This window comes from Rhodococcus sp. T2V (assembly GCF_029269925.1).
Taxonomy (GTDB): Bacteria; Actinomycetota; Actinomycetes; order Mycobacteriales; family Mycobacteriaceae; genus Rhodococcus_F; species Rhodococcus_F koreensis.
Genome location: NZ_JARJBD010000096.1, coordinates 1 through 23,877 on the forward strand (window position 1 = coordinate 1; position 23,877 = coordinate 23,877).

The 23,877-nt window shown below is 61.3% G+C and carries 20 protein-coding genes and 2 pseudogenes; 3 read left to right on the forward strand and 19 right to left on the reverse strand.

Features of this window, described 5'->3' with window-relative positions; translation table 11 throughout:
* Positions 1–69 precede the first annotated feature (69 nt).
* The 11 genes and pseudogenes from P3H15_RS43825 to P3H15_RS43875 all read right to left on the reverse strand — a co-directional run.
* Positions 70–373 (reverse strand): annotated as a pseudogene (locus tag P3H15_RS43825) (6-phosphogluconate dehydrogenase); the annotation flags it as partial.
* 1 nt (position 374) lies between these two features.
* Positions 375–962: pseudogene (locus P3H15_RS43830) on the reverse strand (IS5 family transposase); the annotation flags it as partial.
* 230 nt (positions 963–1,192) lie between these two features.
* Entirely contained in the window at positions 1,193–1,867 is a 675-nt protein-coding gene (locus P3H15_RS43835; RefSeq protein WP_346348848.1) for an enoyl-CoA hydratase-related protein, read from the reverse strand.
* A complete protein-coding gene (locus tag P3H15_RS43840; RefSeq protein WP_276143021.1) occupies positions 1,867–2,598 on the reverse strand; it encodes a nitroreductase in 732 nt (243 codons plus the stop codon). The genes P3H15_RS43835 and P3H15_RS43840 overlap by 1 nt, the downstream gene beginning before the upstream one ends.
* Positions 2,599–2,724: 126 nt before the next feature.
* Positions 2,725–3,693: an NADPH:quinone oxidoreductase family protein gene (locus P3H15_RS43845; RefSeq protein ID WP_276143022.1), complete on the reverse strand. Its 969-nt coding sequence runs from the start codon at positions 3,691–3,693 to the stop codon at positions 2,725–2,727.
* A gap of 1,308 nt (positions 3,694–5,001) precedes the next feature.
* Positions 5,002–5,991: an alpha/beta fold hydrolase gene (locus tag P3H15_RS43850; RefSeq protein ID WP_276143023.1), complete on the reverse strand. Its 990-nt coding sequence runs from the start codon at positions 5,989–5,991 to the stop codon at positions 5,002–5,004.
* Between the two features lie 148 nt (positions 5,992–6,139).
* Positions 6,140–7,261: an alcohol dehydrogenase catalytic domain-containing protein gene (locus P3H15_RS43855; protein ID WP_346348849.1), complete on the reverse strand. Its 1,122-nt coding sequence runs from the start codon at positions 7,259–7,261 to the stop codon at positions 6,140–6,142.
* Between the two features lie 149 nt (positions 7,262–7,410).
* The gene (locus P3H15_RS43860; protein WP_276143024.1) at positions 7,411–8,265 is read right to left on the reverse strand and encodes a mycofactocin-coupled SDR family oxidoreductase; all 855 of its coding nucleotides are present in this window, start codon (positions 8,263–8,265) and stop codon (positions 7,411–7,413) included.
* Positions 8,262–9,092 (reverse strand): mycofactocin-coupled SDR family oxidoreductase, encoded by an 831-nt coding sequence (locus tag P3H15_RS43865; protein ID WP_276143025.1) that lies wholly within the window; start codon positions 9,090–9,092, stop codon positions 8,262–8,264. Before P3H15_RS43865 ends, P3H15_RS43860 begins: the two co-directional genes overlap by 4 nt.
* 16 nt (positions 9,093–9,108) lie before the next feature.
* Positions 9,109–10,836, reverse strand: a complete 1,728-nt coding sequence (locus P3H15_RS43870) for a thiamine pyrophosphate-binding protein (RefSeq protein WP_276143026.1) — start codon at positions 10,834–10,836, stop codon at positions 9,109–9,111.
* Positions 10,837–10,907: 71 nt separating this feature from the next.
* Positions 10,908–12,644, reverse strand: coding sequence for an FAD-dependent monooxygenase (locus P3H15_RS43875; protein WP_276143027.1), 1,737 nt, complete (start codon positions 12,642–12,644; stop codon positions 10,908–10,910).
* A 114-nt stretch (positions 12,645–12,758) separates the two neighbouring features.
* Here P3H15_RS43875 and P3H15_RS43880 point away from each other — a divergent pair, with 114 nt between their 5' ends.
* Positions 12,759–13,736: a LysR family transcriptional regulator gene (locus P3H15_RS43880; RefSeq protein ID WP_276143028.1), complete on the forward strand. Its 978-nt coding sequence runs from the start codon at positions 12,759–12,761 to the stop codon at positions 13,734–13,736.
* A gap of 288 nt (positions 13,737–14,024) precedes the next feature.
* On the opposite strand, the gene P3H15_RS43885 is transcribed toward P3H15_RS43880, so the two are convergent.
* The 4 genes from P3H15_RS43885 to P3H15_RS43900 form a co-directional block, all read right to left on the reverse strand.
* On the reverse strand, positions 14,025–14,348 hold the full coding sequence (locus tag P3H15_RS43885) for a cupin domain-containing protein (protein ID WP_276143029.1): 324 nt from the start codon (positions 14,346–14,348) through the stop codon (positions 14,025–14,027).
* 353 nt (positions 14,349–14,701) lie between these two features.
* A complete protein-coding gene (locus tag P3H15_RS43890) occupies positions 14,702–16,354 on the reverse strand; it encodes a long-chain-fatty-acid--CoA ligase (RefSeq protein WP_276143030.1) in 1,653 nt (550 codons plus the stop codon).
* Positions 16,355–16,397: 43 nt separating this feature from the next.
* On the reverse strand, positions 16,398–16,736 hold the full coding sequence (locus tag P3H15_RS43895; protein WP_276143031.1) for an EthD family reductase: 339 nt from the start codon (positions 16,734–16,736) through the stop codon (positions 16,398–16,400).
* Positions 16,737–16,796: 60 nt separating this feature from the next.
* On the reverse strand, positions 16,797–17,471 hold the full coding sequence (locus tag P3H15_RS43900) for a nitroreductase family protein (RefSeq protein WP_276143032.1): 675 nt from the start codon (positions 17,469–17,471) through the stop codon (positions 16,797–16,799).
* Between the two features lie 169 nt (positions 17,472–17,640).
* On the opposite strand from P3H15_RS43900, the gene P3H15_RS43905 reads away from it, so the two are divergent.
* Entirely contained in the window at positions 17,641–18,243 is a 603-nt protein-coding gene (locus tag P3H15_RS43905; RefSeq protein ID WP_276143033.1) for a TetR/AcrR family transcriptional regulator, read from the forward strand.
* 137 nt (positions 18,244–18,380) lie between these two features.
* Positions 18,381–19,337, forward strand: coding sequence for a nitronate monooxygenase family protein (locus P3H15_RS43910; protein ID WP_276143034.1), 957 nt, complete (start codon positions 18,381–18,383; stop codon positions 19,335–19,337).
* A gap of 275 nt (positions 19,338–19,612) precedes the next feature.
* On the opposite strand, the gene P3H15_RS43915 is transcribed toward P3H15_RS43910, so the two are convergent.
* From P3H15_RS43915 to P3H15_RS43930, 4 genes are all read right to left on the reverse strand, one after another.
* Positions 19,613–20,773, reverse strand: a complete 1,161-nt coding sequence (locus P3H15_RS43915) for a hydroxyneurosporene dehydrogenase (protein ID WP_276143035.1) — start codon at positions 20,771–20,773, stop codon at positions 19,613–19,615.
* A 140-nt stretch (positions 20,774–20,913) separates the two neighbouring features.
* Positions 20,914–22,365, reverse strand: a complete 1,452-nt coding sequence (locus P3H15_RS43920; RefSeq protein WP_276143036.1) for an NF041680 family putative transposase — start codon at positions 22,363–22,365, stop codon at positions 20,914–20,916.
* Positions 22,366–22,506: 141 nt separating this feature from the next.
* Positions 22,507–22,884, reverse strand: coding sequence for a nuclear transport factor 2 family protein (locus tag P3H15_RS43925; protein WP_276143037.1), 378 nt, complete (start codon positions 22,882–22,884; stop codon positions 22,507–22,509).
* 51 nt (positions 22,885–22,935) lie between these two features.
* Entirely contained in the window at positions 22,936–23,877 is a 942-nt protein-coding gene (locus P3H15_RS43930) for a fumarylacetoacetate hydrolase family protein (protein ID WP_276143038.1), read from the reverse strand.

The following is a 23,877-nucleotide window of genomic DNA, read 5'->3' on the forward strand; positions in this document are numbered from 1 at the left end:
CCAGCACACCCAGCTCCACCAACTCCCGCGGACCGAACTGCTCCGCAGACGCCTTGTAACCCAACCTGATCACTTCTGTACCTCCAAAGTTCGAACCTGATGTCCATCGAATTGCTGACGTAGCGCCGACACCGCCTTCATCGTCGGCGAATCCGATTGTCGGGAGGCGAATCGCGCGAACAATGCGGCCGACATGACCGGAACCGGAGCCGGCACCATACGGGGGATAGCCTCCTCGAGGGTCCAACGCCCCTCCCCCGAGCTCGGTGTACCCGGACAGCGAACTCAGTCCTGGGACTTGCCGAAGTGCAGCCACCCGAAGTTCGAGTAGCCAGGACCGCATCACGGTTCCCTTCTGCCATAGACCAACCACACCGGTGAATGTCGTAGTCGTAACCCTCGTCGGCACGAAGCTTTCCCCGCGCCGAGACTTCGTTGCCGGAATCGCTGCCACCAATAGTTGCAGCATCGTGATGCCCAAGGGTGTTCGCCCGGTCACGCACACGACCAGTGGGATTCTATTTGCTTCGAACAGGACGCGCATCGTCGAGCCCTTCTTGCCACGGTCGACCGGGCTAGGACCGGTCAGCGAGCCCCCATTTTCGCCCGCACGCTTGCCGCGTCCAGGATCGCTGCCGTCCAGTCGAGTTCGCCCGCGCTAGCGAGCCGATCGAGCACCTCGAGATGGAGCTTCACGAACACCCCATCCCACACCCAGGCACTGATCCGTCGATGCGCGGTCGGCACGGTCCCCCGCATGAAGGCGGCAGGTGCCGCCACGCACATCCGCTGGTGAGCACGTACACGATCGCGGTGAACAGCGCCCGATCGTCCGCCGGCGCACAACCACCTCCCTGCGGCGCGGGCGACAAACGTGGAATCAATGGTTCAGCTATCTCCCACAACGCATCCGGAACCAACCTCAGTGACAACCCGTCTACACGCGTCGCATTATGTCCCACACATCACTTCACCCACATGAGACACGCTCTTAACGAGCTTCCCGACGCGAAGCGGTGAGCACCGACAACGATCCGAGCGCTCACCGATTCCTCAGCCCGACTCCATCGATAGGCCCACACGTGCGGCCTGGCTCATCGACCGCTCCAGGCAGGTCGGCGCTTCTCCAGGAACGCATTAATTCCTTCCCGAAAGTCCGCTGATGCGGTAGCTCGCGACTCGGCTTCAGCAGTCAGTTCCCATCCACGCTCATCACCGTCATGCAGCGTTGCTTCCACCGCCCGCAGTGTCGCTTGCACGCGACCGGGGAGTTAGCTGCGATTTGGGCAGCCGTCGCCAGCGCTGCCTCCTCGGCGTGGCCGGCAGCAACGACTTCGTGCACGAGTCCGACCGACTGCGCTCGGTCGGGACCGAACGGCCGACCGGTGAGAAGGAGCGCTTTGGCAAGGTGGGGCGATAGCGCGGGCTGACCACGAAATCGTGCGCCAGCGTTGGCAACTACACCGTGAGTGACTTCCGGTAGCGCGAATCGAGCGGAATGGCTGGCTACCACTATGTCGCACGTCAGGACAAGCTCGAATCCTCCACCGTAGGCGGAGCCCTCCACTGCTGCGACCAACGGTGTGGTTCGCCTTCTCGAGATCACCCCGTACCTGCCGCCGCGGACGGTCGGAGCCCCTGGACCAGCCGCAAGATCCGTTCCAGCGCAAAAGACATCATCCCCACCGCTCAGTACTCCGCACCAGAGGTCAGGGTCGTCGTCCAGTTCATTGAACGCAGCATCAAGGCCTGCAGTCATCGCCGCGTCCACAGCGTTCCGCTTGTCCGGGCGCTCCATTCGGATTAGAAACACCCGACCGTGGCGTTCAGTACTTACCCGATAGTCGTCGTTCGAGAATTCAGGCATCAGCTGTCGATCCAGTCGATGACCTGGTCAATCGGTGCACGTGTGGTCCTATAGCTGTTAGTTGGGTGCTCGATATCGGGGTAACCGAAGGAAATTCCACACACGATGGTGCGATCTTCCCGTAGGTCCAGCTGCTCCCTCAGCACACTCGGGTACATCGCAAGTGCCGCCTGTGCGATTGTTCCGACACCGTGTGCCGCCGCAGTGAGCAGGAAAGTACTCACGTAGCCTCCACAATCCACCGCACCATAGGGACCCAAAGCCTCGTCGGTATGAATGATCGCGACATGAGGCGCGCCGAAGAAGTTGAAATTCTCCAGTGTCTGCTGCATCTGGCGGGTGCGATCTCCGCGCTCAATCCCCAACGCGTTGTAGAGCTGGAATCCGCTCTCGCGGCGGCGGTCGCGGTGTACGCCCCGATACTCTCGGGGGAAAGGAATGTCCGTTTCCTCAGCCCCACCGCTAATCGCTGCGTCGGTGAGGGCGGCGCGAAGCCGATCGGTCCCTACTCCGCGTGTGATCGCGACTTTCCAGGATTGGCTGTTGCACCATGACGCTGTCAACTGGGCCGTTCGAAGGATCCGGTCGAGCGTGTCCTCGGCGACCGGATCGGGATGGAACGAGCGGTAGCTCACTCGCACGGCAAGGAGGTGCTCCAGGGTTTCTGCAGCACTGTCCGGAAGTTGTTGAGAACGACGGGTTTCTACGACGGACCGAGTATCACTGTTCATGTGATTGCGCCTTCCTGTTAAGTTTGTCCGTGCATCGATGCCAAACCTGGGCAACGTGAGGTCAGCAGCCAATAGCGATGCGCTCGGCGAGTTTGGTGGGCTTGGTTCCTGCGCAGCTCTGGGCCGTTATCGCAGGTTGAGTGCGACTTTTCCCGTGGCGCGACGGTCTTCTATCGAAGCAAGGGCCTCGACAGCGTCGTCGATTGCATAGACGGTCGGCTCGGGAACCTGCATCACCCCTGAAGCCAGCAAAGGCTGGAGCTTCTCCCACTGTCGTGCGAGGTAGTCCGGGTGCTCGCGGACGTATTCGGCCCATCCGGCGCCCACCACAGAAATGTTCTTCAAGAGCAGTCTGTTCACCTTGACCGTTGGGATGTCACCCGCAGCGAAGCCGAGTACCACGGCGCGGCCATTGGTTGCGAGACAGCGCAAGCTGTCGGTGAAGCGGTCGCCGCCAACCGGGTCGAGGACAATATCGACGCCTCGATCTCCAGTCAGCTTTCGGACCTCGTCTTTGAATCCGTCAGCGAGGACAATATGCCTGGCGCCGTTTGCCTTCGCGACGAGCGCCTTGTCCTCGCTGCTGACCACTGCGCATGTCTCGAGGCCCAGTGCAGACGCGACCTGCAATGCTGCGGTGCCAACGCCACCGGCGGCACCATGCACGAGAATGCTCTCGCCTTCGTGGAAGTGGGCTCGCTCGTCAAGCGCGAAGTGCACGGTGAGGTAGTTCATGAGGAAGCCCGCGCCGGCGGCGATCGATACCGAATCTGGAAGCGGAAAAACCATATTCGGATGCACGGCAACTGTCTGCTGCCATGATCCGTCAAAGCACAGAACTGCCACTCGCTGTCCGACACTCAACCCGGTTCGCTCCGGAGCCGACCGCACAGTGCCGGCGCCTTCAACTCCTAGGATTGACGGCAAGGGTTTAACCACCTGGTAACTGCCGGTGCACTGGAGCAGGTCCGGATAGGACACTCCAGCTGCGTAGAGATCCACTACAACCAGATCATCGACATGTTCAGGCTCGGGTATGTCGGAGATGCGTATCCCCGTCAGTCCGACCGATGCGACGAGTTGTACTGCTCTCATTATCTTCCTCCGTGGGATGTGATCTCAGGCGCACCGGCCGACGGCGGGTCCTGACGCCTACGCGTCACCGTGACGCTGCATGGGTCAGTGCTAGAGGGTTCAAGCCCACGCCCGCCCACAGACTACTTAGCAAGCGTTAGATATTCCAATGCGAGACCGCCACGTGCCACGAATTGCAGTCTCCGACCAAGGCCAACCCCACGACTGCCCGCTAATCACCATGACCAGCCCATCACGTACAAGACTGAATCGTCGGGCAACTCCTGTGCGTCGTTGAGTCGAGATCCACACGCCTCGTCTCCTACGATCTCGAAGGCCCAGTCGTCAGGGGAAAGGCTGCCACCGACTGCAGAATTCTCGGGGTTCCGCATCTGTTCCAGGCTTGTAGCAGGTCGTTGTACAGGCCAGACTTGGCGTCTTGAACAGTTTGTTGCTCGACATGATTGGGATTGAGCGCTGTCGCGAGGAGCTCCAAGAACCTGGCCCTATTCACTCCGAAGGTCACGAGGAGGTCTTCTGGGGCGGATCCGCCATACGGGGCCCACATGATGGCGAAAGCGACGACAGCGCGACTGGAGGTGGATAGAGAGTGGACAGTGTCGAGGTAGCGGCAGATGACGAGTGCCCGCTGGACCCAGATCCGGTCGAATCTGCTCGTTGGTTCTGTTAGTACCTCGATGACGAAGTCGGGTCCAGAAGAGTCTGGTCGGGCCTCTGCTCTTGATTGGCGGGTTTCATTCATGGCCTGGCTGCACGATTCTTTTCGGTGTGCGAAGAATAGGTCTGACTTCAGCGCCATTTCGCCTCGATTCCGTGGCTGGAGGTTCTCGCGCTGCCGAGGACCGGATAGCGAGCCATCGTGGTCCGTGGCTCCTCGATGTCGAGGGCGACCTGCACGGGGTGATAGCCGCGCGTCGGCCTCTTCCCGCGTCATCCCGGCCCTCGGCTAACGAGGCAGCGGACGTCGCGATCCACGGAGTCGCGCACGGCCAACTTCTGCCCGGTCGCGAGCGCAGGGCGGTTACTCTCTGCCTGCGCGTACACCCCATCGATGCCACCACTATGGAATGGGGCCGCCCTCGATCACTCCGAATGTGTTGTTCGCCCGCGCCAAACCTCACCAGCGCCGCGTCAGTGGCGAAGGGAGATGTAGGCGGCGTTTGCCGGTTCCTGGCTCGCTATACGGCTATGTGTCTTACCTAGCTCATCTGTCCCGACTGCACCGACAAGGCGCACAGGTCACGAAAGCGAGAGTGGCGGTAATGATCACGGACCTCCTGGTGCAACCGGAGGCGAGACGCGATCGACTTACGTGGGGAGTTTGATTTCGTCGAGGAATTCGAGCACAAGGGCACTTACTTGGTCCGGTGCCTCCTGCTGAATCCAATGGCCGATACCCGGAAGGATATGTGCGCCACGAGGGTCAGTGCATCGCGAGAGGGGCTCGGCAAAGGAGTCGTAGCCGAACAGCGCTCGCGACGAATCGCGATCCCCACCAACAAACATGGTGGGGGCTTCAATCTGCTGGCTTGCGTACTCCGCAAGGTCATAGTGGTCCAGAGTAACTGCCGGGTACGCGCTCACCGGCCCCGTCAATCCCCCTGCCGTGAGTTCGTCGACGAAAAACTGGAAGTCGTCGTCGTTGAGCCAGTCAGGCAAAGAGCTGGGCTCTTCAAGTCCTGAGAGGAGAGATTGCGAACCTGCCGGTCTAACCAGCATGCTGTCGTCGTCCGGGTGCGTTCCCGACAGCCAGTGGAAGGCCAACTTCAGAAACCGCGGAATATCCGACTCCAGTTCGCGACTGGCGGTCTCGACGTCGTGGAAGTAATCCATGTAAAAGAGATTGTCCGGGTAGACGCTCTTCATGACTTCGAGGGGGTCTGCAGGGAATGGATGCAGCGTGGGGACGCTTAGGAGAACCAGGCCGCAAATCCTGTCCGGATAGAGTAGGGCGGCCTTCTGCGCCACTACAGCCCCCACGTCGTGCCCGATCAAGACTGCTTGCTCGGATCCTGCGTCATCGATGACAGCGATCACATCCGCCGCGGTCTCACGACTGATGTACGAATCGCCACTGGTGGGCTTATCCGAGTTGCCATATCCACGGAGGTGGATAGCGACCGCCGAGTAACCTGCCTCAGCGAGCGCGTCGATCTGGTGGCGAAACGAGTACCAGCTTTCCGGGAAACCGTGAACCATGAGGACCATCGGCCCGTCGCCCTTGCTGGTATAAGCGATCGACGTCCCATCGTCGCGCTTGACCGACCGATGCAAGAAGCCGTCATTCTTGAATTCCACTGCGATCTCCTTATTCGTGGAGTGTGATCACTGCTTGCGCAGCAGTAGAGCGATTGTGTCCTCACGGCCTTTTCGACCGACGGTCGGCGGCACTCCGACTCGTTCCCTGCTTGACGACATCACCTGTCGGCATGGCCCGAGATGATCGTCAGAGTTGGGGGTTCACCACGAAGTTGTCGAAACCGCCATTGCCCTTCTTAACGACCGTTTGAATTGCTTCATTGACCTTCTCGAGGGGAAATACTCTGTGCTCGAGGTGGCTCAGGTTGAGCAACCCGGTCGCGGCGAGGGCTGCCATCTCTTCTGCCTGTTCGGTGGTGAACCAGATTGAACCGTAGATGTGCTGCTCTCGCTCCATGAGCTCATGCATCGTGATCGGGACGGCACCGCCAACCGCTCCGATATTGACGAGTGAGCCCCCGCGGCCGAGTGCAGCGAGTGCCTCGAGAAACGGCTCGGCGGGACTTCCGTTGGCCAGGCAGTCGACCACCGTGTCAACACCGACTCCGTCAGTGAGCTCTGCCGCGTAGTCGGCGAGACTCTGTGTTGCCTCCGCTTTGGTATACACCGCGATTCGGTCGGGTGCGATTTCCTTCACCCGTTCGAGTTTGGCTGCATCACGACCGGTCCCGATGATGAGTCCAGCCCCCATGGCAAGCGTCAACAGCGCGACGCCCAGTCCGAGAGTTCCACTGACTCCGTTGACGAGCACAACATCGCCGGGTTTGACCCCTGCCTTCTTCAGCGCCCGGAATCCGGTCCCGAGGTACCCGAATCGGCACGCTTCCTCAAACGACACACTGTCGGGAAGTGCGACGAGACTGTACTGCGGAGCAGCCAGGTACTCACACAAGCCGCCATGCGGGTAGTCGGACACCATCTCGCGGGACTTGGGCGTAAATCCGAAGTAGCCGTTAAAGAGGTAGTACTCGCAGTGCGCCGTTCGGCCAGCACGGCACGCCCGGCAGGCCCCACAGTAGCGAGCAGGGTTCACGTAGACGCGATCGCCGACGTTCATCCCTCTCACCTGATCACCCTTGGCTTCGATTACGCCGGCAGCGTCCAGTCCGAATACCGCTGGCAACGGCGGAAGCGAGCCGTTGGGTGCCACTTCGTCGAATGCAGTGAGGATGTTCGCCAAGTTCGGTACGATGCCACAGGCTTCGACACGTACAAGCACATCGGTGGGACGAAGGGATGGAACTTCAACATCGTCGATGCGAAGTGGGCTGTGCGAGTCATGGAGCCGAGCTGCGCGCATCGTTGTCATTATTTTCTCCTGTCACTGCATGAGCGCGGGAAAGCAGCTCAAGATTGAACGGCGCGGATGCACCGAACATGGAGCATTGAAAGGGGTTTGGCGGCAAGTGCCCATCCCAACCCTGTTCGGTCTGACTCGATCTGTGTTCGTCGTCAAGATCATCGCGACAGCAGACCGACATCGATCGGGAGCGTTACACCGGTGATGTACCGGCCACTGTCACAGCACAAGAACAACACCGCCTCACTGATATCGCTGGGTTCGGACCACGGAACCGGCATCTGGTGCATGTTCAGGGACCGTTCGGCGAAGTCGTCCTTGGTTGGGTTCTCGAGTTCAGGAGCAAAGACTCGGAACATGCCCTCATGCATGATCATTGGAGTGTTGACCTGAGAGGGATGCAGGGTATTGACGCGAATCCTGTGCGGGCCGAGTTCGCCGGCCAGCACCTTCATCAATCCGACCACGCCATGCTTCGACGCTGCGTATGCCGTCGTGTTGTTGTTTCCGCTCAGGCCCAGAACGGAACTGGTGATGATGATGGACCCACCTCGACCACCTTCGATGAGGTGAGGGATGCTCGCGTTGCATGTGTTCCACACACCGGTGAGATTGATGTCGATCACCGTGCTCCACATTTCCGACGACATCAGATGCGCCGGATCTGTATAGGCGACGCCGGCATTGGCGACGACGATGTCGAGCCGTCCGAGCTCGGCCACTGCAGCCCGCACCACTTCGAGCATCCGTGGTGCATCACGCACGTCGACGACGCCTGCAATCACCTGGCGGCCGAGTGCTTCGACTTGGCGGATCGTCTCGGCCAGATCGCCTTGAGTTGCTGTCTTATAACGCAATCCCGGTATCTGCCGGTCGATGTCGATCGCGATGATGTCGGCGCCCTCACGCGCGAGGTGAACAGCATGACTTCGCCCTTGACCGCGTGCTGCGCCGGTCACGAGGGCGACTTGACCCTCCAGCCTTCCTCGTCTCGGTTCCTGTGCGGCAGTCATCGGCCGATCACTCCTCCGTCGATAGGTACCGCTACTCCGGTGATGTACTTGGCATCGTCGGAGGCGAGAAAGGCGACAGTCCCGCTGACGTCACCGGCTTCCAGATATGGGATCCCCATTGGGTGGGTGCTACGGCTGGCATCGGCCCATTCGTCGAACCCAGGTGATTCGCGATCGGGCAGCAAGAGGTGGTACATCGAGCTGTTCCGGGTCATGTCGGTATCGACGGTTGTGGGGTTCACGGTGTTGACGCGAATGCCGATCGGTGCCAGTTCCTTGGCCAGACTTCGCATTAGACCCACGAGTCCGTGGCTGGCAGCGACGTACGCAGCAAGGTTGGCCGATCCCTTCAAACCGCCGACGGAACTGGTGATGACGATCGAGCCGCCCCCGGCATTCATCAGGTGTGGAATGGCAGCCCGGCAGGTGTGCCAGGCTCCGGTCAGATTGATGTCGATGGTTTCTGTCCATGTCTCGTCGCTGAGATCAGACGTTGCGGCGATCGTCCGAATGCCGGCATTCGCGCAGACGATGTCGAGTCGTCCCAGCTGGCTCACGCCGTCGGCGGTAGCGGTGGTGATCTCATCGATATTGCGCACGTCCACTTGTGCGGTAACAATCTTGCCGCCAGCGGATCTGACGGCATCTTCGGTTTCCTCGAGGTCGTCGAGTGTTGCTCCTGGATACGGGGTGTTGGCGATATCCGCACAAGCGTCCAGTGCGATGATGTTGGCGCCTTCCGTGGCGAGGCGGATCGCGTGGCTGCGGCCTTGCCCGCGGGCCGCGCCGGTGACCAGGGCGACCTTGTTTTCCAGACGTTTAGTCATTGCGTGCTGCCTTCCTTCACCGGCTTGTCGACGGGCTGTCGGTCAGTGCCGCACTGCTCGATGCCACCGACGAATCAGCTTGCGCTGCGTCGCGCATGAAACGCCTGGTCACTGGCGCAATTTCGATGGCGCTGGTCGCGACGTTCACGCATGCTGGCATACCTGATGCCAGTGCGCGTTCGAGTGCCGGTGCGAGTTCGTCGAGCTTCTCTACGTATTCGGCATGTGCTCCGAAGCCGGAGGCCGCGATGTCGTAGCGCGTGTCACGTAGGTCGACGGCCAGGCGCGGAGTCGATCCCCAGAGCAGTTCCTGGCCGTGTGCCGACATCGTCCACTGCCGATCGTTGTTGACGACCACGACGATCGGCAGGTTGTGGCGGACCATCGTGTCGAACTCGGCGAAATTGAAACCGACTGCACCGTCTCCGACCCACACCACGACCCGCTTGTCGGGGTAGGCGATCTGTGCGCCGATCGCCAGGGGCATTCCTTCCCCCATGATTCCGAGGTATCCGTGTCCGAACCACTGGCCAGCGGTGTCGCTTGTGGCAGCGGCGTCAAGCCACGAGGGTGTTTCACCGCCGTCGGCTACCAGTACGGTGTCGGCGGGTAGACACGAGGCAAGCGCGGCGCCCACCAGTCCCGGCGTGAGGACTCCGTCGGCTTCGGATCCCGCGTTCCGCTTCCTCTCACTCGGCGACGTCAATGACGCTGCCCAGTTCGAATAGTCTGGCCACGTCGCATCGTCCGCGTCGAGCAGTGCTGACAGCATTTCTCGGCAATCGGATGTGATGCCGAGATGCACGTCGTGGAGGCGGCCCATCTCTTCAGGCTCTACATCGACCTGGATCACGCGAGCTGATGTCGGGATCACGGAGTTGTGTCGTCCCCCGGTATAGATACCTACTCGAGCGCCCAGTAGCACCACGACGTCTGCCTCGCCGTGCCCTCGTGCCTTTGCCGCGCCCAGCGCACTGAATCCGCGGCCCCACAACGGACTTGTCGTAGGGATGACACCGCGGGACTTGTTGTTGGTCAGTACCGGAATACCCGTGCGTTCGACGAACTCGACGAGGAGGTTGGACGCTCCGCTTCGAACGACGCCTCCACCTGCCAGAATGACCGGCCTCGAAGCGCCTCGAAGCAGCGAAAGCACTTCCAGTACGGCAGATCTCGAGGGCGCAGCGGGAGCGACTCGCATTGCTCCATTCGGAAAGACCACATCCGCTTCCTCGATCTGGTCGAACAAGACGTCGGACGGGAGATCGAGATACACCGGTCCGGGCCGGCCTTCTTTCGCGATTCGAAATGCGCGGCCGACCAGCTCGGCGAGAAGGCTGATGTGTGTGATGCGTAGGGAGTGCTTGGTGACACCGGCCATGACCGCAAGCTGATCGATGCCGCTGTTCGCCGGCAATGCGTCAACGTCGTTCAGGGGTGGCGCCCCCCCAAGAATTACCAGAGGTACACCGTCTGCCAAGGCATTGGCAGCTGCGGACACGACGTTGGTCACGCCGCCTCCCGCGGTGACCAGCGCAACACCGACCTTGCCGGTTGCATGCGCCAACCCCATTGCCGCAAGTCCTGCGGCCTGCTCATGTCGAGTGTCGATCAGGCGGATGCCCAAACTGTCAGCAGCTCGAAGCACTGAGTCCAGGTGCCCTCCGTGCAAAGTGAAAATAGTGTCTATTCCGAATCCTTGCAGCGTCTTTGCGAGAACCAAGCCGCCATCAATGGGTGCCACATCTACTCCTCGTCCTTACGGACCTATTTCGTCGCTAACAGAGATCTAGTCGGTCGAGCCGTGTCGATTTGTCACCCTCCAGAACTGGAAGTCACAGGCAACGGCGACGGGGCGAGTTCACTCTCACCGGTCGTGTGTTGCGTCTCGTCGACTCGTCCGACCCCCCGCACAATGTCCACGATGCGTTCAGGATCGTCGGGTTGGTTGTGTGCGCGCCAGGCGACGTGGCCGTCCGGTCGGACCAGCACGAAGTGAGCTTCGTATGCCCTCATGAGGTCATCCCTCACCGGACCAAAATCATAGCAAAGGATTGCCAGGGGAAGTCCAGCATTCTGGGCGGCTTCGGACAGTGCCTGCGCCTCCCCTGCAGGCCTGCCGATGATCAACAAAGTGAAGCCGGGACCGAATAGGTCGAGCGTCGACCTGCCGGGTTCCACCCACACATGAGGTGCGCGGTGACCTGGCGCGGCTGTCGGTACGTACGACGTGACGTCGTCGGGGAGGGGCCGCGATCCATCGGGAATGACCACTGGCGATCGGTCATAGCGATAGCCCAGTGCGGCCGGCACGGCGTTGTACTCCCGACTGAACGTGGTCAGCAAGGTTTCCGCGAGCAGTTTGCGGCCCTCGTGTTCTGCCAAGCCACCCTGCTCAATGAGATCCCACGAACTTTGGAACCTGTGCTTGGTTGCCACCCAATCCTTGTAAACACCACTCGCAAAGCTGCTTGTTCGTGTTACCGCGGCGCGCCGTTCGATGTCGTAGCTGTCCAGAAGTCCTTCGCCGCCCCAGCCCGCTAGTACCGCATCGAGCTTCCAGCCGAGGTCCAGCGAGTCACCGACGCCTGTGTTCATCCCCATTCCGCCGGTGGTGGGCATGGTGTGGGCGGCGTCCCCTGCGAGAAACACCCTTCCCACTCGAAAGGCTTCCGCGAGGGTCTCACGGCTCGACCAGGGCATCACGGGAGTCAGCAGTTCGATGTCAGCGTCTGGTAGGCCTGCCAAACTGCGGATGATCTCCTTCATCTGCTCGTCCGTCTTCTCGCCACCCCCAACCATCACCGTCAAGCGGTACATTCCTTGGCCATCGAACGGGAGTAGGGAGACCGACATTCCGTCCCGTTCAAGAACCGTGAAGCGTCCGAAGCTGCCGGTCAGAGGCAAGGAACTGAGTTCGGGACACCGAAAGATGATCTCGGCCGAGCTTCCGAGCACGGGGGACTTGACGGTGGGAACTCCGAGTGCGCGCCGAACGCTGCTTCGTGCCCCATCGGCGGCCACGAGGTAGGAGCCCTGAACGGCGACCGTGGCACCGCTCGGTCTACGGACATCGATCCGAACGGCGTCTTCACCTTGTTCGAACCCAATCATCTCGTGATGGAGTCGGACGTCTACCGACGTCTGTCGTCTCGCGAAGTCGAGGAGAATGGGATTGAACCAGACTTGAGGGCATCGCTGAGCAAACGTAGGACTGCAGTCCGGGGGCGTCATCTCCGAGATTGCCGGCCAGTCGATCCGCGCGACCTCGTCGTCCTGCAGGTTGAACCCCCACACAACGTCCTGAGGATGCTCGGATGGCCAGCCGCAGTTGCGTAGGTCGGTCTCGATCCCCCAATGGCGAGCCAACTCCATGGTTCGAATGTTCACTGAATGAAGGCGAGCGTCGAACACTGCTCCGTCACCACGTTCCAGTAAGAGCACCGATCGGCCGCGACGGCCCAGATCGCCGGCCATCGCCGAACCGGTTGGTCCGGCCCCAACGATGACGATGTCGTAATGCTCTCGCACAGAACTGCTTTCGGTAGACACTGCTCTCCTTCCGCTGGCGGCAGCGGCGCCGCCGAGTACCTCCTATGTATCGTGGGTCACAGTTCGTCTTCAAGCAAATTCACGTTAGTCATACCTAGAGTAAAATATTCTGATGTGAAGGCAACCCTCAAGCAAGTCGAGTACTTCGTCGCGGTCGCGGAGGATGGGACCATGGTCGGAGCCTCGGCCCGATTCCACGTGTCGCAGTCCGCTCTCTCGATGGCGATATCTGATCTCGAGAAGAGGCTGGGGGTCCAGTTGTTCCACCGACGCCAGGCCAAGGGGATCGCACTCACCGCAGCTGGCCGTGAACTACTGATCAAGGCCCGCCGTCTGCTCGCGCAGGGAGAAGACTTCGAGCGATCGGCGCGCGAACTCTCCGGGACATTGTCGGGTCCGATGACGGTAGGGGTGCATCCGCCTCTCACTTCAGCATTGCTGCCGCGCGTGATCCGCGGCTTCACCGAACTCCACCCCGAGGTCACGCTGTCCTCCTTGGAGGGATCGACCACCGAACTGCAGGACGCACTGACGACAGGGCACGTGGAACTCGCTTTGATCATCGACCTCGGGGTTCGCTCCGATCTGGTGCGTACGAAGCTGTTCACTGCGCGTCCTCGCGTTCTGTTGCCTGCACACCATCGTCTTGGAGGACAGGACTCTGTATCGCTGGCCGAGCTTGAGAGCGAACCGCTTGTCATGGTTGATGTGCCACCGAGTCAGCAGTTCTATCAATCGGCTCTGGGCAGCCTGGGTGTGGCACCGACTGTGCGCTACAGAACCGGCAGTGTTGAAGGTGCCCGAGCGCTGGTCGGCGCCGGACTCGGGTGGTCCATCCTGATGCAGCGATCGGCTCATAGTTTGACGCACGAGGGACGTCACGTCGTATCCCTGCCCATTGCCGACGACATACCAACAGTCGACATAGCGCTGATTGGTGTACCAGGAGTGTTGACGGCACGCGCCGATGCGTTCGTATCGTTCTGCACCGAGCTGTTCTCGCCCACATCGAGCGACTTCGAGGCATGGACAGGGTTGCCGGACGACGAACCACATCCCCACCAGTCCGCAGGCTCTGACAATCGATGCTGAGCAACGTGACCGCGCCCGGGCAGTCCGCGCAGAACGGGTGCTACTCGGACACGATGGGCCGGCTGGCATCGCCATTCTGATCCTCTGACCGAAAGAGATGAGTGAGCCGGCACCCCAAGATGACAGACCGCAGGACGTGGCGTGGTCGCCCGGGCGAACCGGCACTGCAGAACGGGGCGCTCAGTCCGAGCCGGAATCACGGCAGCGTCGTGAATGATCGCTGGGTGGCACTTCCCGCGAATAACTGTCCAGACCGCGGGGTTGGTGCTCGCGCGTGCCTCCGCTTCGTCAGCGCTGCTCACGGGATGCGGGGGCTGAAAGGACAAACGCCACGAATGCTGTCGTGTCCGACCTGTTTCGCCAGGCATGACGCGCACCAAGTTGCACAAACGTCTCTCCCGCTCGAAGAAGGGTCTCGTTGCCGTCGTCAATCTCGAGCACGATTTCTCCATCCAGAACGATTCCGAAGTCGACAGTATTAGTTCTGTGCATTCCAGGATCATCCGGTTCCATACTGGCAACCAAATCTGCAGCGTAGGTAGTGAATTCAGCGCCTGCAGCGACGCCATCGAAATCGGGCGCGAGAGCTACCGAATCGGGTGCGTACCCCACGATAATGAAGCTGCAACCACCTTTGGGTGGAAGTATGGGTCCTGTGAGCGAGGTTGGCTCCTCCCCTGCCGTGCCGTGGGGATTGCTGTCCGATGTCCTCCAGAGGCGAGTCATGCTCTGCCCGGGGAGATGTTCGAAGGAGTGCGATAGAGGGGCTGGTCCGTCGGAAAGGAACACCGCCTTTCCGTGCTCGTTCTCACCCACCACGACTCGTCTGATGCTCATGTACTAAGATCTCCGTTCTGGCGTGCTTGTGCTTGCCGCAAAGCCTGTGCGGCAACGTTGCCCAGCACACCCCGACATCGACGTGGGCCTACCGACGACCGCCGATAGGCCCACAGTCGACTTCGGTGTCAGCCCTGGTCGGTAGGGGTGCCGTTCAGAAGCCGTTGCCTCAATTGCTTCTTGTCGAACTTTCCCGTACTGGTGCGCGGGATCGATGTGATCGTTTCGAACGCGTCCGGAAGCCACCATCGAGCTACGCGTTCACTGAGGAACGCCCGTAGTTCCTCGTCGGAAACAGCGCGATCCGTCACGACGAAAGCGTACGGCCGTTCACTCCACCTGTCGTCGGGGCGACCGACCACTGCTGCCTCTCGGACCGATTTATGATCCATCAGTGCTGCCTCGAGATCCACCGAGGAAATCCACTCTCCACCGGACTTGATCGCATCCTTGGACCGGTCCGATATTCTCAGCCACCCGGTACTGCTCACTGTGCCGACGTCCCCGGTTCGAAGCCAGCCGTCGTGGAATTTATCCGACGTGTCGGGGGCGTTGAAGTACGCGGATGCCACTGTGGGGCCACGTACTTCGATCTCACCGACGTCGATGCCGTCGTTGCGGAGGGTGGCGTTGTCGGAGTCGACAACGCGCAACTCGTACAGCGGGCTCAAGCGGCCGGCCGCTGACTGCTGGTCCCACATGGCCTTCTCCGACTGGCCTGCCACGCTGTCTTGAGAACCTACGGTTGCGCCGGGGAAGATTTCCGTCATACCCCAACCCTGCACCATTTCGACGTCAAACTGCTCGCGGTAGGCCCGCATGAGCTCGGTGGGAACCTGGGTGCCGCCGGACAGGATTCGTCGCAGTGAAGACAGATGCACCTGAACGCCTTCGGCGGCAAGCTGGTCGCACCGCTTGAGAACGTCCATCCACACGGTTGGGACACCGCAGGACCACGTCACGTACTGCTGCTCTACAACCGTGATGACGGGATCCGGCTGTAGGAAGCGGCCCGGCATGACCAGGTCGGCCCCGCTCAATGCGCATACGAAGGGAAGCCCCCACCCCATTGCGTGAAACATGGGAACGATCGACAGCACACGGTCTGCGTTCGAGATACGGAAGGTCTCGGTGCCCGACATCGACAATGCGTGCAATAGGATCGAACGATGCGAATAGAGAACACCTTTCGGGTCTCCTGTGGTGCCCGAGGTGTAACACAGCGCCGCCGCTGCCGTCTCGTCGAACTCCTGCCACTCGATGGTAGCCGGCGCCTGCGAAATCAGGTTCTCGTAAGAGATCGCTCCCTCGATCTCGACTCCCTCGGGCAGATCACCGACCACGATGACGTGCTCGACCCCGGGGCATTCGCGAAGGACTGGCGCGAACTGTTCGGCCAACGATGCGTCCAAGAGGATCACCCGGTCATCGGCATGCCTTACCGTGTAGCCGATCTGGTCGTTGTGCAGTCTCAGATTGATGGTGTGGAGGACGGCGCCAAGGCACATCACGCCGTAGTAGCACTCGAGGTGTTCTTGCGTGTTCCAAGCGAAGGTGCCGACCCGGTCACCGGGCTTGACACCCAGCCCGGTCAAGGCGGCTGCGAGTCGAGACGCTCGGTCTACGACGTCGGCGTAGGAAGCCGTTGTGATGGTGCCATCAGACGCACGGACCGTGTCAACCTTGCTGTGCGGGTACACGTCTCGCATCCGCCGCAGCAGGTGGTGGACGGTCAGAGGGAAATCCATCATCAGGCCGGGAATCGGTATGCCCGTGTTCATCTCGTTGCTCGTCCAATCAAGTTTCGAAGTTCCCCGAGACAGCTCAGCTGTGGGTGGGGGTACCGGTGACTTCCTCGCCGATCGCGACGGTCAGGGTGACGCCGTACTTCTCGATGATGTCACCTGAACACGCACGCATTTCTGCCCACTCCGGCGACTTCACGCACTCGTCGAAGGCAGCTTTAGTCGCGAAGGCCATCTCGGCCACCCTGTAGTGAGCGGATTCCCCGCCGGCCAATCCTTCAGCGGTCAGAGTGGTCACGATGGATTCGAGATGGGGCACCGCCGAGGCCCTCGGCACGTGCGTCGCTGCGTAGTACTCTTCGAAACTTGCGACGTCCGATTCGGCCGGAGCGGACCAGAATGCATAAAGCTTGTACATGATTTCTCTCTTCTGTTACGGGTGGGCGGATGGATAGCGTGCGCTGTATCTAGATTGCGACTACCAGCGATCCCAGTGAATAACTTCTTCGGGATCGGGTCGCATGGCAGGTTTGAAGGATGTGCCCTTCGTGTAGGCGACGGGCGTCAGGGCGCCGATCGTTACCTCATCATTCGGTATCCCCAGAACATCCGCTGCTTCCTGTTCATGGAAGAGCATGACGGTCGTCCACGAGGTCCCTAGACCACGTTCACGTGCGGCGAGCATGAAGGACCACATGCCTGGCAGCACACTGCCCAGGAGGGTGGTCTTGGCGATCGGAGGGCCCGACTCGGCCTTGCCCATTCCGCACGCGACGACCAGTGCCGGTGCGCGTTCCATATTCTCGGCCAGGTATTCGGCGGAGCCGGCGGTGCGCTGCTGATTGGCGTTGCGTTCGTCACTACCCTTGTCGACGTTTCCGATATAGCTGGGAATGGTGCGGTAAGTCTCGAATCCTCGGCGGTAAACATCTGCGAGGGCTTTCCGCTGGGCCTCGTCCGTTACGACGACGAATTGCAGTACCCAGCGATTGCTTCCGGACGGTGCCTGCAGCGCCAGGCGCACGCAGTCGACCAATGCTTCTCGCGGGACCGGACGGTCGAAGTCCAATCGCTTTCGAACACTTCGTGTCGTGCTCAACAGTTCGTCGCTCGACAAATTGAGGCGATCGACATCCTGTGACTGTGGAACCATGCGGGTCTCCTATGGCGAAGTCGAGACATACTCGCTAGTATGTCGACATACCAGCGAGTATGGCACAGGTCATATCGGTGGTCAATGCCTATTCGAATCACGCTACAGTGGGTTGGTGGTTGACATTTCGCCGAACGGACACGCCAGGGTTCCGCGTGCAAGGCTGAGGATGACCGGGCCGCGCGGCGAGATCGTTGCAGCCGCCGCAAAGACGTTCGCGCGCATGGGCTACAGCGGTGCGCGGATCGACGATGTGGCTGCGGAGATGGGTGCGACGAAAGGTCGGGTCTACCACTACTACACCAGCAAGGCAGAGATTCTCGCCGACATCCTGACAGAAGCCGCCTACATGCTGACGGACGCGGTTCAGCCTGTGCTCGACGAACCCGGGATCGACTCCGCGCGGCGCCTGGAACGAATGGCTGTTCGGCACACCCTGGTATTGCTTGAGCAGAACGACGTGCAGGTTGTCACTCTGCACAACATCAACCTGATGATCGGGCGGGCGGTCACTTCCGACACGTCCTCGTTCCGGCGCATCGCCGAGGTACGGAGGTCCTACGAGCAGATCTGGCGAACGGCAATCGAGGTCGGCGTCGAGGAAGGTGCCTTGCATGCAGTCGACATCGACCTTGCAACCAAAGCTGTGTTGGGAGCACTTAATTGGTCTACCGTGTGGTATCGACCCGACCCCACTGACAGTGACTCCAGCCGGTTGAAGATCGCTGAAATTCTTGCTCATCACGCCATCGGCGGAGTTCTCCGCAGATAAGTGGACAGCAACTACAACGACTGTCCAGGAACATCTTCCGCGAGATGGATGCGTGCAGGCGAGCGTCGATGCAAAGCCTCGCATGAGAACGCCGCCGAACCGACAAGCCCGCCCGACCGAACATGGGAAACACCCTGATGATACAGCGACTGCCGCCCCGCATCACTTCTCGACTGCGTCTCCCCGTGATCGCAGCGCCGATGCTCCGTGTTTCCGGACCAGAGCTCGTAGTCGCAGCCGCCAAGGCCGGGGTCATCGGAGCGTTCCCCACAGCGAATGCTCGCAGTGCCGACGAACTCGACCAGTGGCTTGGGGCGATCGACTCCGCCGTGGACGCGAACTACGCGCCGTATGCCCCTAACCTGATCATGCGATCACCACGGTTCGCCCAGGACCTTGACGTCATCCTTCGCCACAACGTCGAAATAGTCATCATCAGTGTGGGTTCGCCTGCAGCCGCGGTCGGTCCGCTGCACGAGAGGGGCGTGTTGGTCTTCGCTGACGTCGCTACCCTTCGTCACGCCAGACTGGCCATCGACGCCGGCGCGGACGGGTTGATCCTGTTGACCGCGGGGGCCGGCGGGCAAACCGGTTGGGTGAATCCGTTCGCGTTCGCCCGAGCCGTCAGAGCCATCTTCGACGGCCCGGTAGTACTTGCCGGCGGCGTCAGTGATGGCTACGCCCTACGTGCCACGCAGGTACTCCAATGCGACCTCGCCTACATGGGAACTGCCTTCATCGCGACAGAGGAGAGTCGAGCCGAAGCCGAGTACAAGACGATCCTGGTCGACTCGGATATCGACGACATCGTACTGACCCGAGCGTTCACGGGCCTACCGGCGAACATGCTGATTCCATCGATTCGAAAGGCAGGGCTCGACCCGGCCGATCTCGACGAGCACGTAAGTGCGCAGGAAGCCAATCAAAAGTTCGGTCGAGACGGTGTCGTCGCACATCGGTGGTCCGACATCTGGAGCGCGGGACACTCGACGACCGGTGTGCGGGCCGTGGTCAGCGTCAGCGCTCTTGTGCAGCGCCTCGCAGACGAGTACAACCGCGCAGGCGTCTCCGGCCAGTTGAACACTGTCGTCTGACGCCTTTCGGCACGGTCTGACTGGTTCGCAATCAAATTCGGCGCCACGAGGCGCCGACACTGGGCCTCACGGCAAGTGTCGTCGCCTCGTTTCACCTGACGAGTGTGGCGGCGGAGGCTCCTCCTGGTTGAGTCTGGTCGGGTGCTTGTGCGTTCTATCCGTCGCCCAACTTTGGCCACGTCGACCCGCTTCGGCGGTCCTGACAAGTCGCACAAGCCAATAGCCAGATTCTGCCGCCACGATCGACATCGGGAAGCTACAAGTCGACTCCGACGTCAGCGCTCCGACGATAGATCGTCCGATCTAGTCGCCTCGGGTGGGTCGAGGGTCGGAGCAGATTCCGGACTTGGGTTGTCAGCTGGGAGCTGCGGCTGGCCGAAGTACATCAGATCCCAAATCGCTGGGGCCGTATGTGTTTCGACTGGAGTTCCGTTTTCGAGGCGCTCGATCTTCGCAGTGCCAGTAAAGCGGAGGTAACTCGGGTTGTATCCCGCAGCTAGGGCGTTGTCCCGCTGTTCTCCATCGAAGATATCATTGAGGTTGAGGCGAAAGATGTCGTTTTCGCGTACCCAGGTCACACGGAAGTGCCCATCGGGACCGCTGTACTCGTAGCGGTGGCGTTTCGCGACCGGCTTGCCGGTGTAGTCGTCGACATAACTAGGGCTGGCAGCGAAGCCGATATGTCCTGCCTCAGAGAGGACGGTGCCGTCTCGGCTCAGGAAGAAGATCGGAATCGTGCCGCCACCGTAGATCTGCTCCGCCGTAATGAAGGCTGTGATGACCACGAATGGACCAACCTTGGCTCGCCCCCACCACCAATGGTGCATGAGTTCGTTCATCGGGGCGTCACCCCAATTGTGGTCGTGATAGCCCGTTCCGCTCAGGTGCGTCGAATGCCCATCGACCGTCACTGTCGCCTCAGCCTGTCCGTCTGGAACAGCGGGCAGGTATGCGAAGAACTTGCGGCCTGCATCGGTGCCGTCATCGAAATACATATGCCCGGTGGCGGGCCGCCATGATCGGGTCGTCCGCTCGAGCGTTACGTCGACGGTGAGGCCTTTGTCGTCGACACGGATGCTGTACCGATCCAGGTCCCCTACGAACCGATTCGGTCCGATACGTACGTCGCAGACCGTGGTCGACGCCGCAAACTCATCCGGTGCAAAGTCTATCTCCCGCACGAGGTGGGTACCATCCGGCCGATCGAAGTTAACCGTGACCCGCGGCGTCAGCGGGAGCGCCGGTGACAGCATCGGTTTGGTGGAAAATACGACGACCAGGGTGGAACCGTCATCAAAGTGCGCGTCGAAGTACCACCACTCGAAGCTGGTTTGGTCTGGATCGGTCCGTAGTCCGTCTTCCCACGCCTCAACGCTGTCGCCGGTCAGCCCGAGCTTCTGGTACGCTTCGGCGCTGCTCGCTTGGTAGGCAGTCATTGGAACCCTTCGGTTTGAGTCGATTCGGAGTCACAGGACGTGGAGGCCCATGAACTGGGTTCGAAAGACGGCCGCGGCCCGGCTGGGTGCGCCCGGGCCGCGGCCAATTGTCATTCACAGCCGAACTCTCAGCTTGATCTTTAACCTGGGCAGGCGGCCCCGACGGGTTTTCTAGCTTTGGTTTCGGCGCGTTTGCCCACGTGGTGATGCGGTGCGCGGTGGGTGTTTTTCGATCCGGGTGGGCGTCCGGGTCCGGGTCGACTGGGTTTCGGTGCACTGGCCGGAACAGGCATCGTCGCACGGGTGCGCGAAAACCCTCGACGAACCCGTGCCGGCGTCAATCGTGTTGGTGGGACAGGCCGTTCCCACGGGCGGCGTAGGTCCTCGGCCAGAGGACGGGCGAGCCGGAGTTGGGCGTAGGCCACCAGCACGATCCAGGTCCAGCGGTCGGCCGCCTCGGGACTGCGGAGCTTCGGGGCGGTCCACCCCAACGTCTGCTTGAAGAAACGGAAGGTGTGTTCGAGGTCGAAGCGCCGCAGAAACATCTGCCACAATCGGTCGATATCGGCGGTTCCCGCACCAGGATGTGAGTACCAGAGCCACACCGGTTTGGGATGCCGGTCCCCGGGCAGGTGATCGACCGTCAGCCGGATCACCGTGCCTTCGACGATCGGTGGCGGTCCCGGGTGGTCCGCCCACGAGCCACGATGGACGAGCCTCGGGTGCAACCGATTCCACGCCGCAGCGGTGGCTGTTCCGTAGCGATCGGTATCGGTGCTGGTGGTGGTCTCGGGTTCGGGCCAGGTCTGGGGGTCGGCGAATTTGAAGTCGGAACCGTGCCGGGGTGGGCGCCCGGTACGGCCCGGTGGCGGCGCCGGGAAGCACAGCACCCGGTCCGAACGCATCCGACCCAGCACCTGCACCGGGAGGTCGGCGAGCACGAACGCCAGCCGGGCCAGCTCGTACCCGGCGTCGAACACCAGCAGAATGTCCGGGTCGCCGTCGCGGTGGTGCCCGGCGTCGCGCAACCGCGTGATCACTTCACGCACCTGGGTGGCCGTCACAGCGGTTTCGTCGTCGTCGGGGCGTAGGCGGACCGCGTCGAGCACCGTCGTCCACGAGGTACGGCCGGTCTCGAGGGCGGCGACGAACGAGTACGGCCACCCCGGGATCAGCTGTGCCTGATTCTTCCCGTGGCCGTAGACGTGGCAGAACCCGCGCTGCGGACTCGTCGGTGCATCCGGGCGCAACCAGGCGCTGATGTCGACGGCCAGAACGATCCGGCCGCCGCGATCACGCGGGATTGTCAGCCCGCCGAGGGCGCGGCGCAGCCGAGTGTAATCTATTCGGCCGCAGTTGATTGCGTCGTACAAGGCGCCGTGACCGCGCCGATGCTCGGCGGCCAGTGACAACTCGACCAGGGTGCGAACCGCGGTGCCGGAACACAGCAGCGCATCGGTCAACTCGAACAATGCATCACCTCGGGTCGGCAGAGACCGGTAGAACTCTTCGCGGAACGACACCAGGTCGACACGCGGATCGGGGACCGATTCTTCCCCGACCGCCCGCCGATCGGGCACACTGATACTCACGGCCACCGCCTGTCTTCGTCTCGAAAGTTCTCTGGAAGGAACTTCAAGATGATCAGGCGGTGGTCGCCTCATGCCGCTGCGACACGCCGAACAACACCAGCACCAACTGCCCCACGCCACGGCAGAGGTTAAACGACAAGCTCAGGGCTTGCGCACTGTCGTTGACTGCCAGTTCACGACTCGCCATGCTCCGTCGGGCTGGGGGGCCCAAATAATGGTGAATCGGTTCTGCAGGTCGCGAACCTCATTCTTGATCTCGGCCTTGATGTGTGCGATTCCGCCGATCAGGACCACACCACCGATCTCTTTGACGGTCTCATCCTGTACGTCGATGGACAGGTACTTAGTTGAGCCACTGCCGATCGCCTCGAGCAGCCCCGCCTTCGTGTCCACGCGGGCAGTTGCGTGGATCCAGACGACGTTTTCGGCCAACAGGTCCGACAAGGCGTCGACATTGGGGGCAGTCATTGCCTCTCGACGCTTGTGGTCGAGGGCGAGGACATCAGTCGCACTACTCATGGGTTTGCCTCTACTTTCTGGTGTGGATGGGTGAGCTCCGTGCACTTCGAATCAGACGGTGTCGTCGTTGTGGTCCTCGACGATCTCGACGGCGAGCGTGCCGAGTCCGGTAATCGAGCCCTCGAGCGTGTCGCCGACCGACATCCAGGTACCTGCCCCCAAACCCACGCCGGCCGGAGTTCCCGTCGAGAGGATATCGCCCGGTTCGACGGTGACGTGCTGGGTGAGTAGAGCAAGCTGTTCGGCGATGCTCCAGATCATGTCCTTAGTATTGGCACCCTGACGATTCTCGCCGTTGAGTTTGAAAGTCAGTTGGAGATTATTCTCGTCGACGTAGCGCGCGGGAACGATGCCCGGCCCGACGGGGCAACTGTCATCGAAGCCTTTGCCGCCGAACAAATCCCACTTCATGATGCTCTTGGGATCGCGCTGCCAGTCTCGCGCCGAGAGGTCCAGTACCACCGTGTAGCCGGCGACGTAGTCCATGGCATTCTCGACCGTCAATCGACGGCCCCGCTTGCCGATGACGACGCCGAGTTCCAGCTCGTAGTCGAACTTCTCGGACTGGACGGGGTACCGAACGGTCTTTCCCGATCCAACCAACGTCGTCGTCGGAGGCTTGAAGAAGAAGACCGGGTTCTTGGTGTCCTTGCTCCAATCCGTGTGCCCACCGTCTTCTCTCATGTGCGCGTGGTAGTTGGCGCCGGTCAGGAGAACTTTGCGGGGATACTGCAGCGGTGTGAGAACATCCTCTGCGCTTTCGAGTGGCGCGAGGGGCTCGGTCGTATCGGTTCCTTCCACCAGGGCCTCGTATGCCTCGACCAGGATTGGTTCGGTCGTGTCCCAGTGGTCGAAGACATTCATCAATCCCCGATAAGGTTCGGGTTCGAGCGCTTTTGGAGCTATATCGGCGATCCTCCAACGGCGTTCACCGATGGCCAGCACTGGAGTGGGGTTTCCCCCTACACGGACGGTTGCGAGCGAAAAGGACAT

Excerpts from the sequence above, each read along its gene's own strand:
- P3H15_RS43835 (WP_346348848.1), bottom strand. The coding sequence starts at position 1,867 with ATGCCTGAATTCTCGAACGACGACTATCGGGTAAGTACTGAACGCCAC.
- P3H15_RS43840 (WP_276143021.1), bottom strand. The coding sequence starts at position 2,598 with ATGAACAGTGATACTCGGTCCGTCGTAGAAACCCGTCGTTCTCAACAA.
- P3H15_RS43845 (WP_276143022.1), bottom strand. The coding sequence starts at position 3,693 with ATGAGAGCAGTACAACTCGTCGCATCGGTCGGACTGACGGGGATACGC.
- P3H15_RS43855 (WP_346348849.1), bottom strand. The coding sequence starts at position 7,261 with ATGACAACGATGCGCGCAGCTCGGCTCCATGACTCGCACAGCCCACTT.
- P3H15_RS43860 (WP_276143024.1), bottom strand. The coding sequence starts at position 8,265 with ATGACTGCCGCACAGGAACCGAGACGAGGAAGGCTGGAGGGTCAAGTC.
- P3H15_RS43865 (WP_276143025.1), bottom strand. The coding sequence starts at position 9,092 with ATGACTAAACGTCTGGAAAACAAGGTCGCCCTGGTCACCGGCGCGGCC.
- P3H15_RS43890 (WP_276143030.1), bottom strand. The coding sequence starts at position 16,354 with ATGAACACGGGCATACCGATTCCCGGCCTGATGATGGATTTCCCTCTG.
- P3H15_RS43895 (WP_276143031.1), bottom strand. The coding sequence starts at position 16,736 with ATGTACAAGCTTTATGCATTCTGGTCCGCTCCGGCCGAATCGGACGTC.
- P3H15_RS43900 (WP_276143032.1), bottom strand. The coding sequence starts at position 17,471 with ATGGTTCCACAGTCACAGGATGTCGATCGCCTCAATTTGTCGAGCGAC.
- P3H15_RS43905 (WP_276143033.1), top strand. The coding sequence starts at position 17,641 with ATGACCGGGCCGCGCGGCGAGATCGTTGCAGCCGCCGCAAAGACGTTC.
- P3H15_RS43910 (WP_276143034.1), top strand. The coding sequence starts at position 18,381 with ATGATACAGCGACTGCCGCCCCGCATCACTTCTCGACTGCGTCTCCCC.
- P3H15_RS43915 (WP_276143035.1), bottom strand. The coding sequence starts at position 20,773 with ATGACTGCCTACCAAGCGAGCAGCGCCGAAGCGTACCAGAAGCTCGGG.
- P3H15_RS43925 (WP_276143037.1), bottom strand. The coding sequence starts at position 22,884 with ATGAGTAGTGCGACTGATGTCCTCGCCCTCGACCACAAGCGTCGAGAG.
- P3H15_RS43930 (WP_276143038.1), bottom strand. The coding sequence starts at position 23,877 with ATGTCCTTTTCGCTCGCAACCGTCCGTGTAGGGGGAAACCCCACTCCA.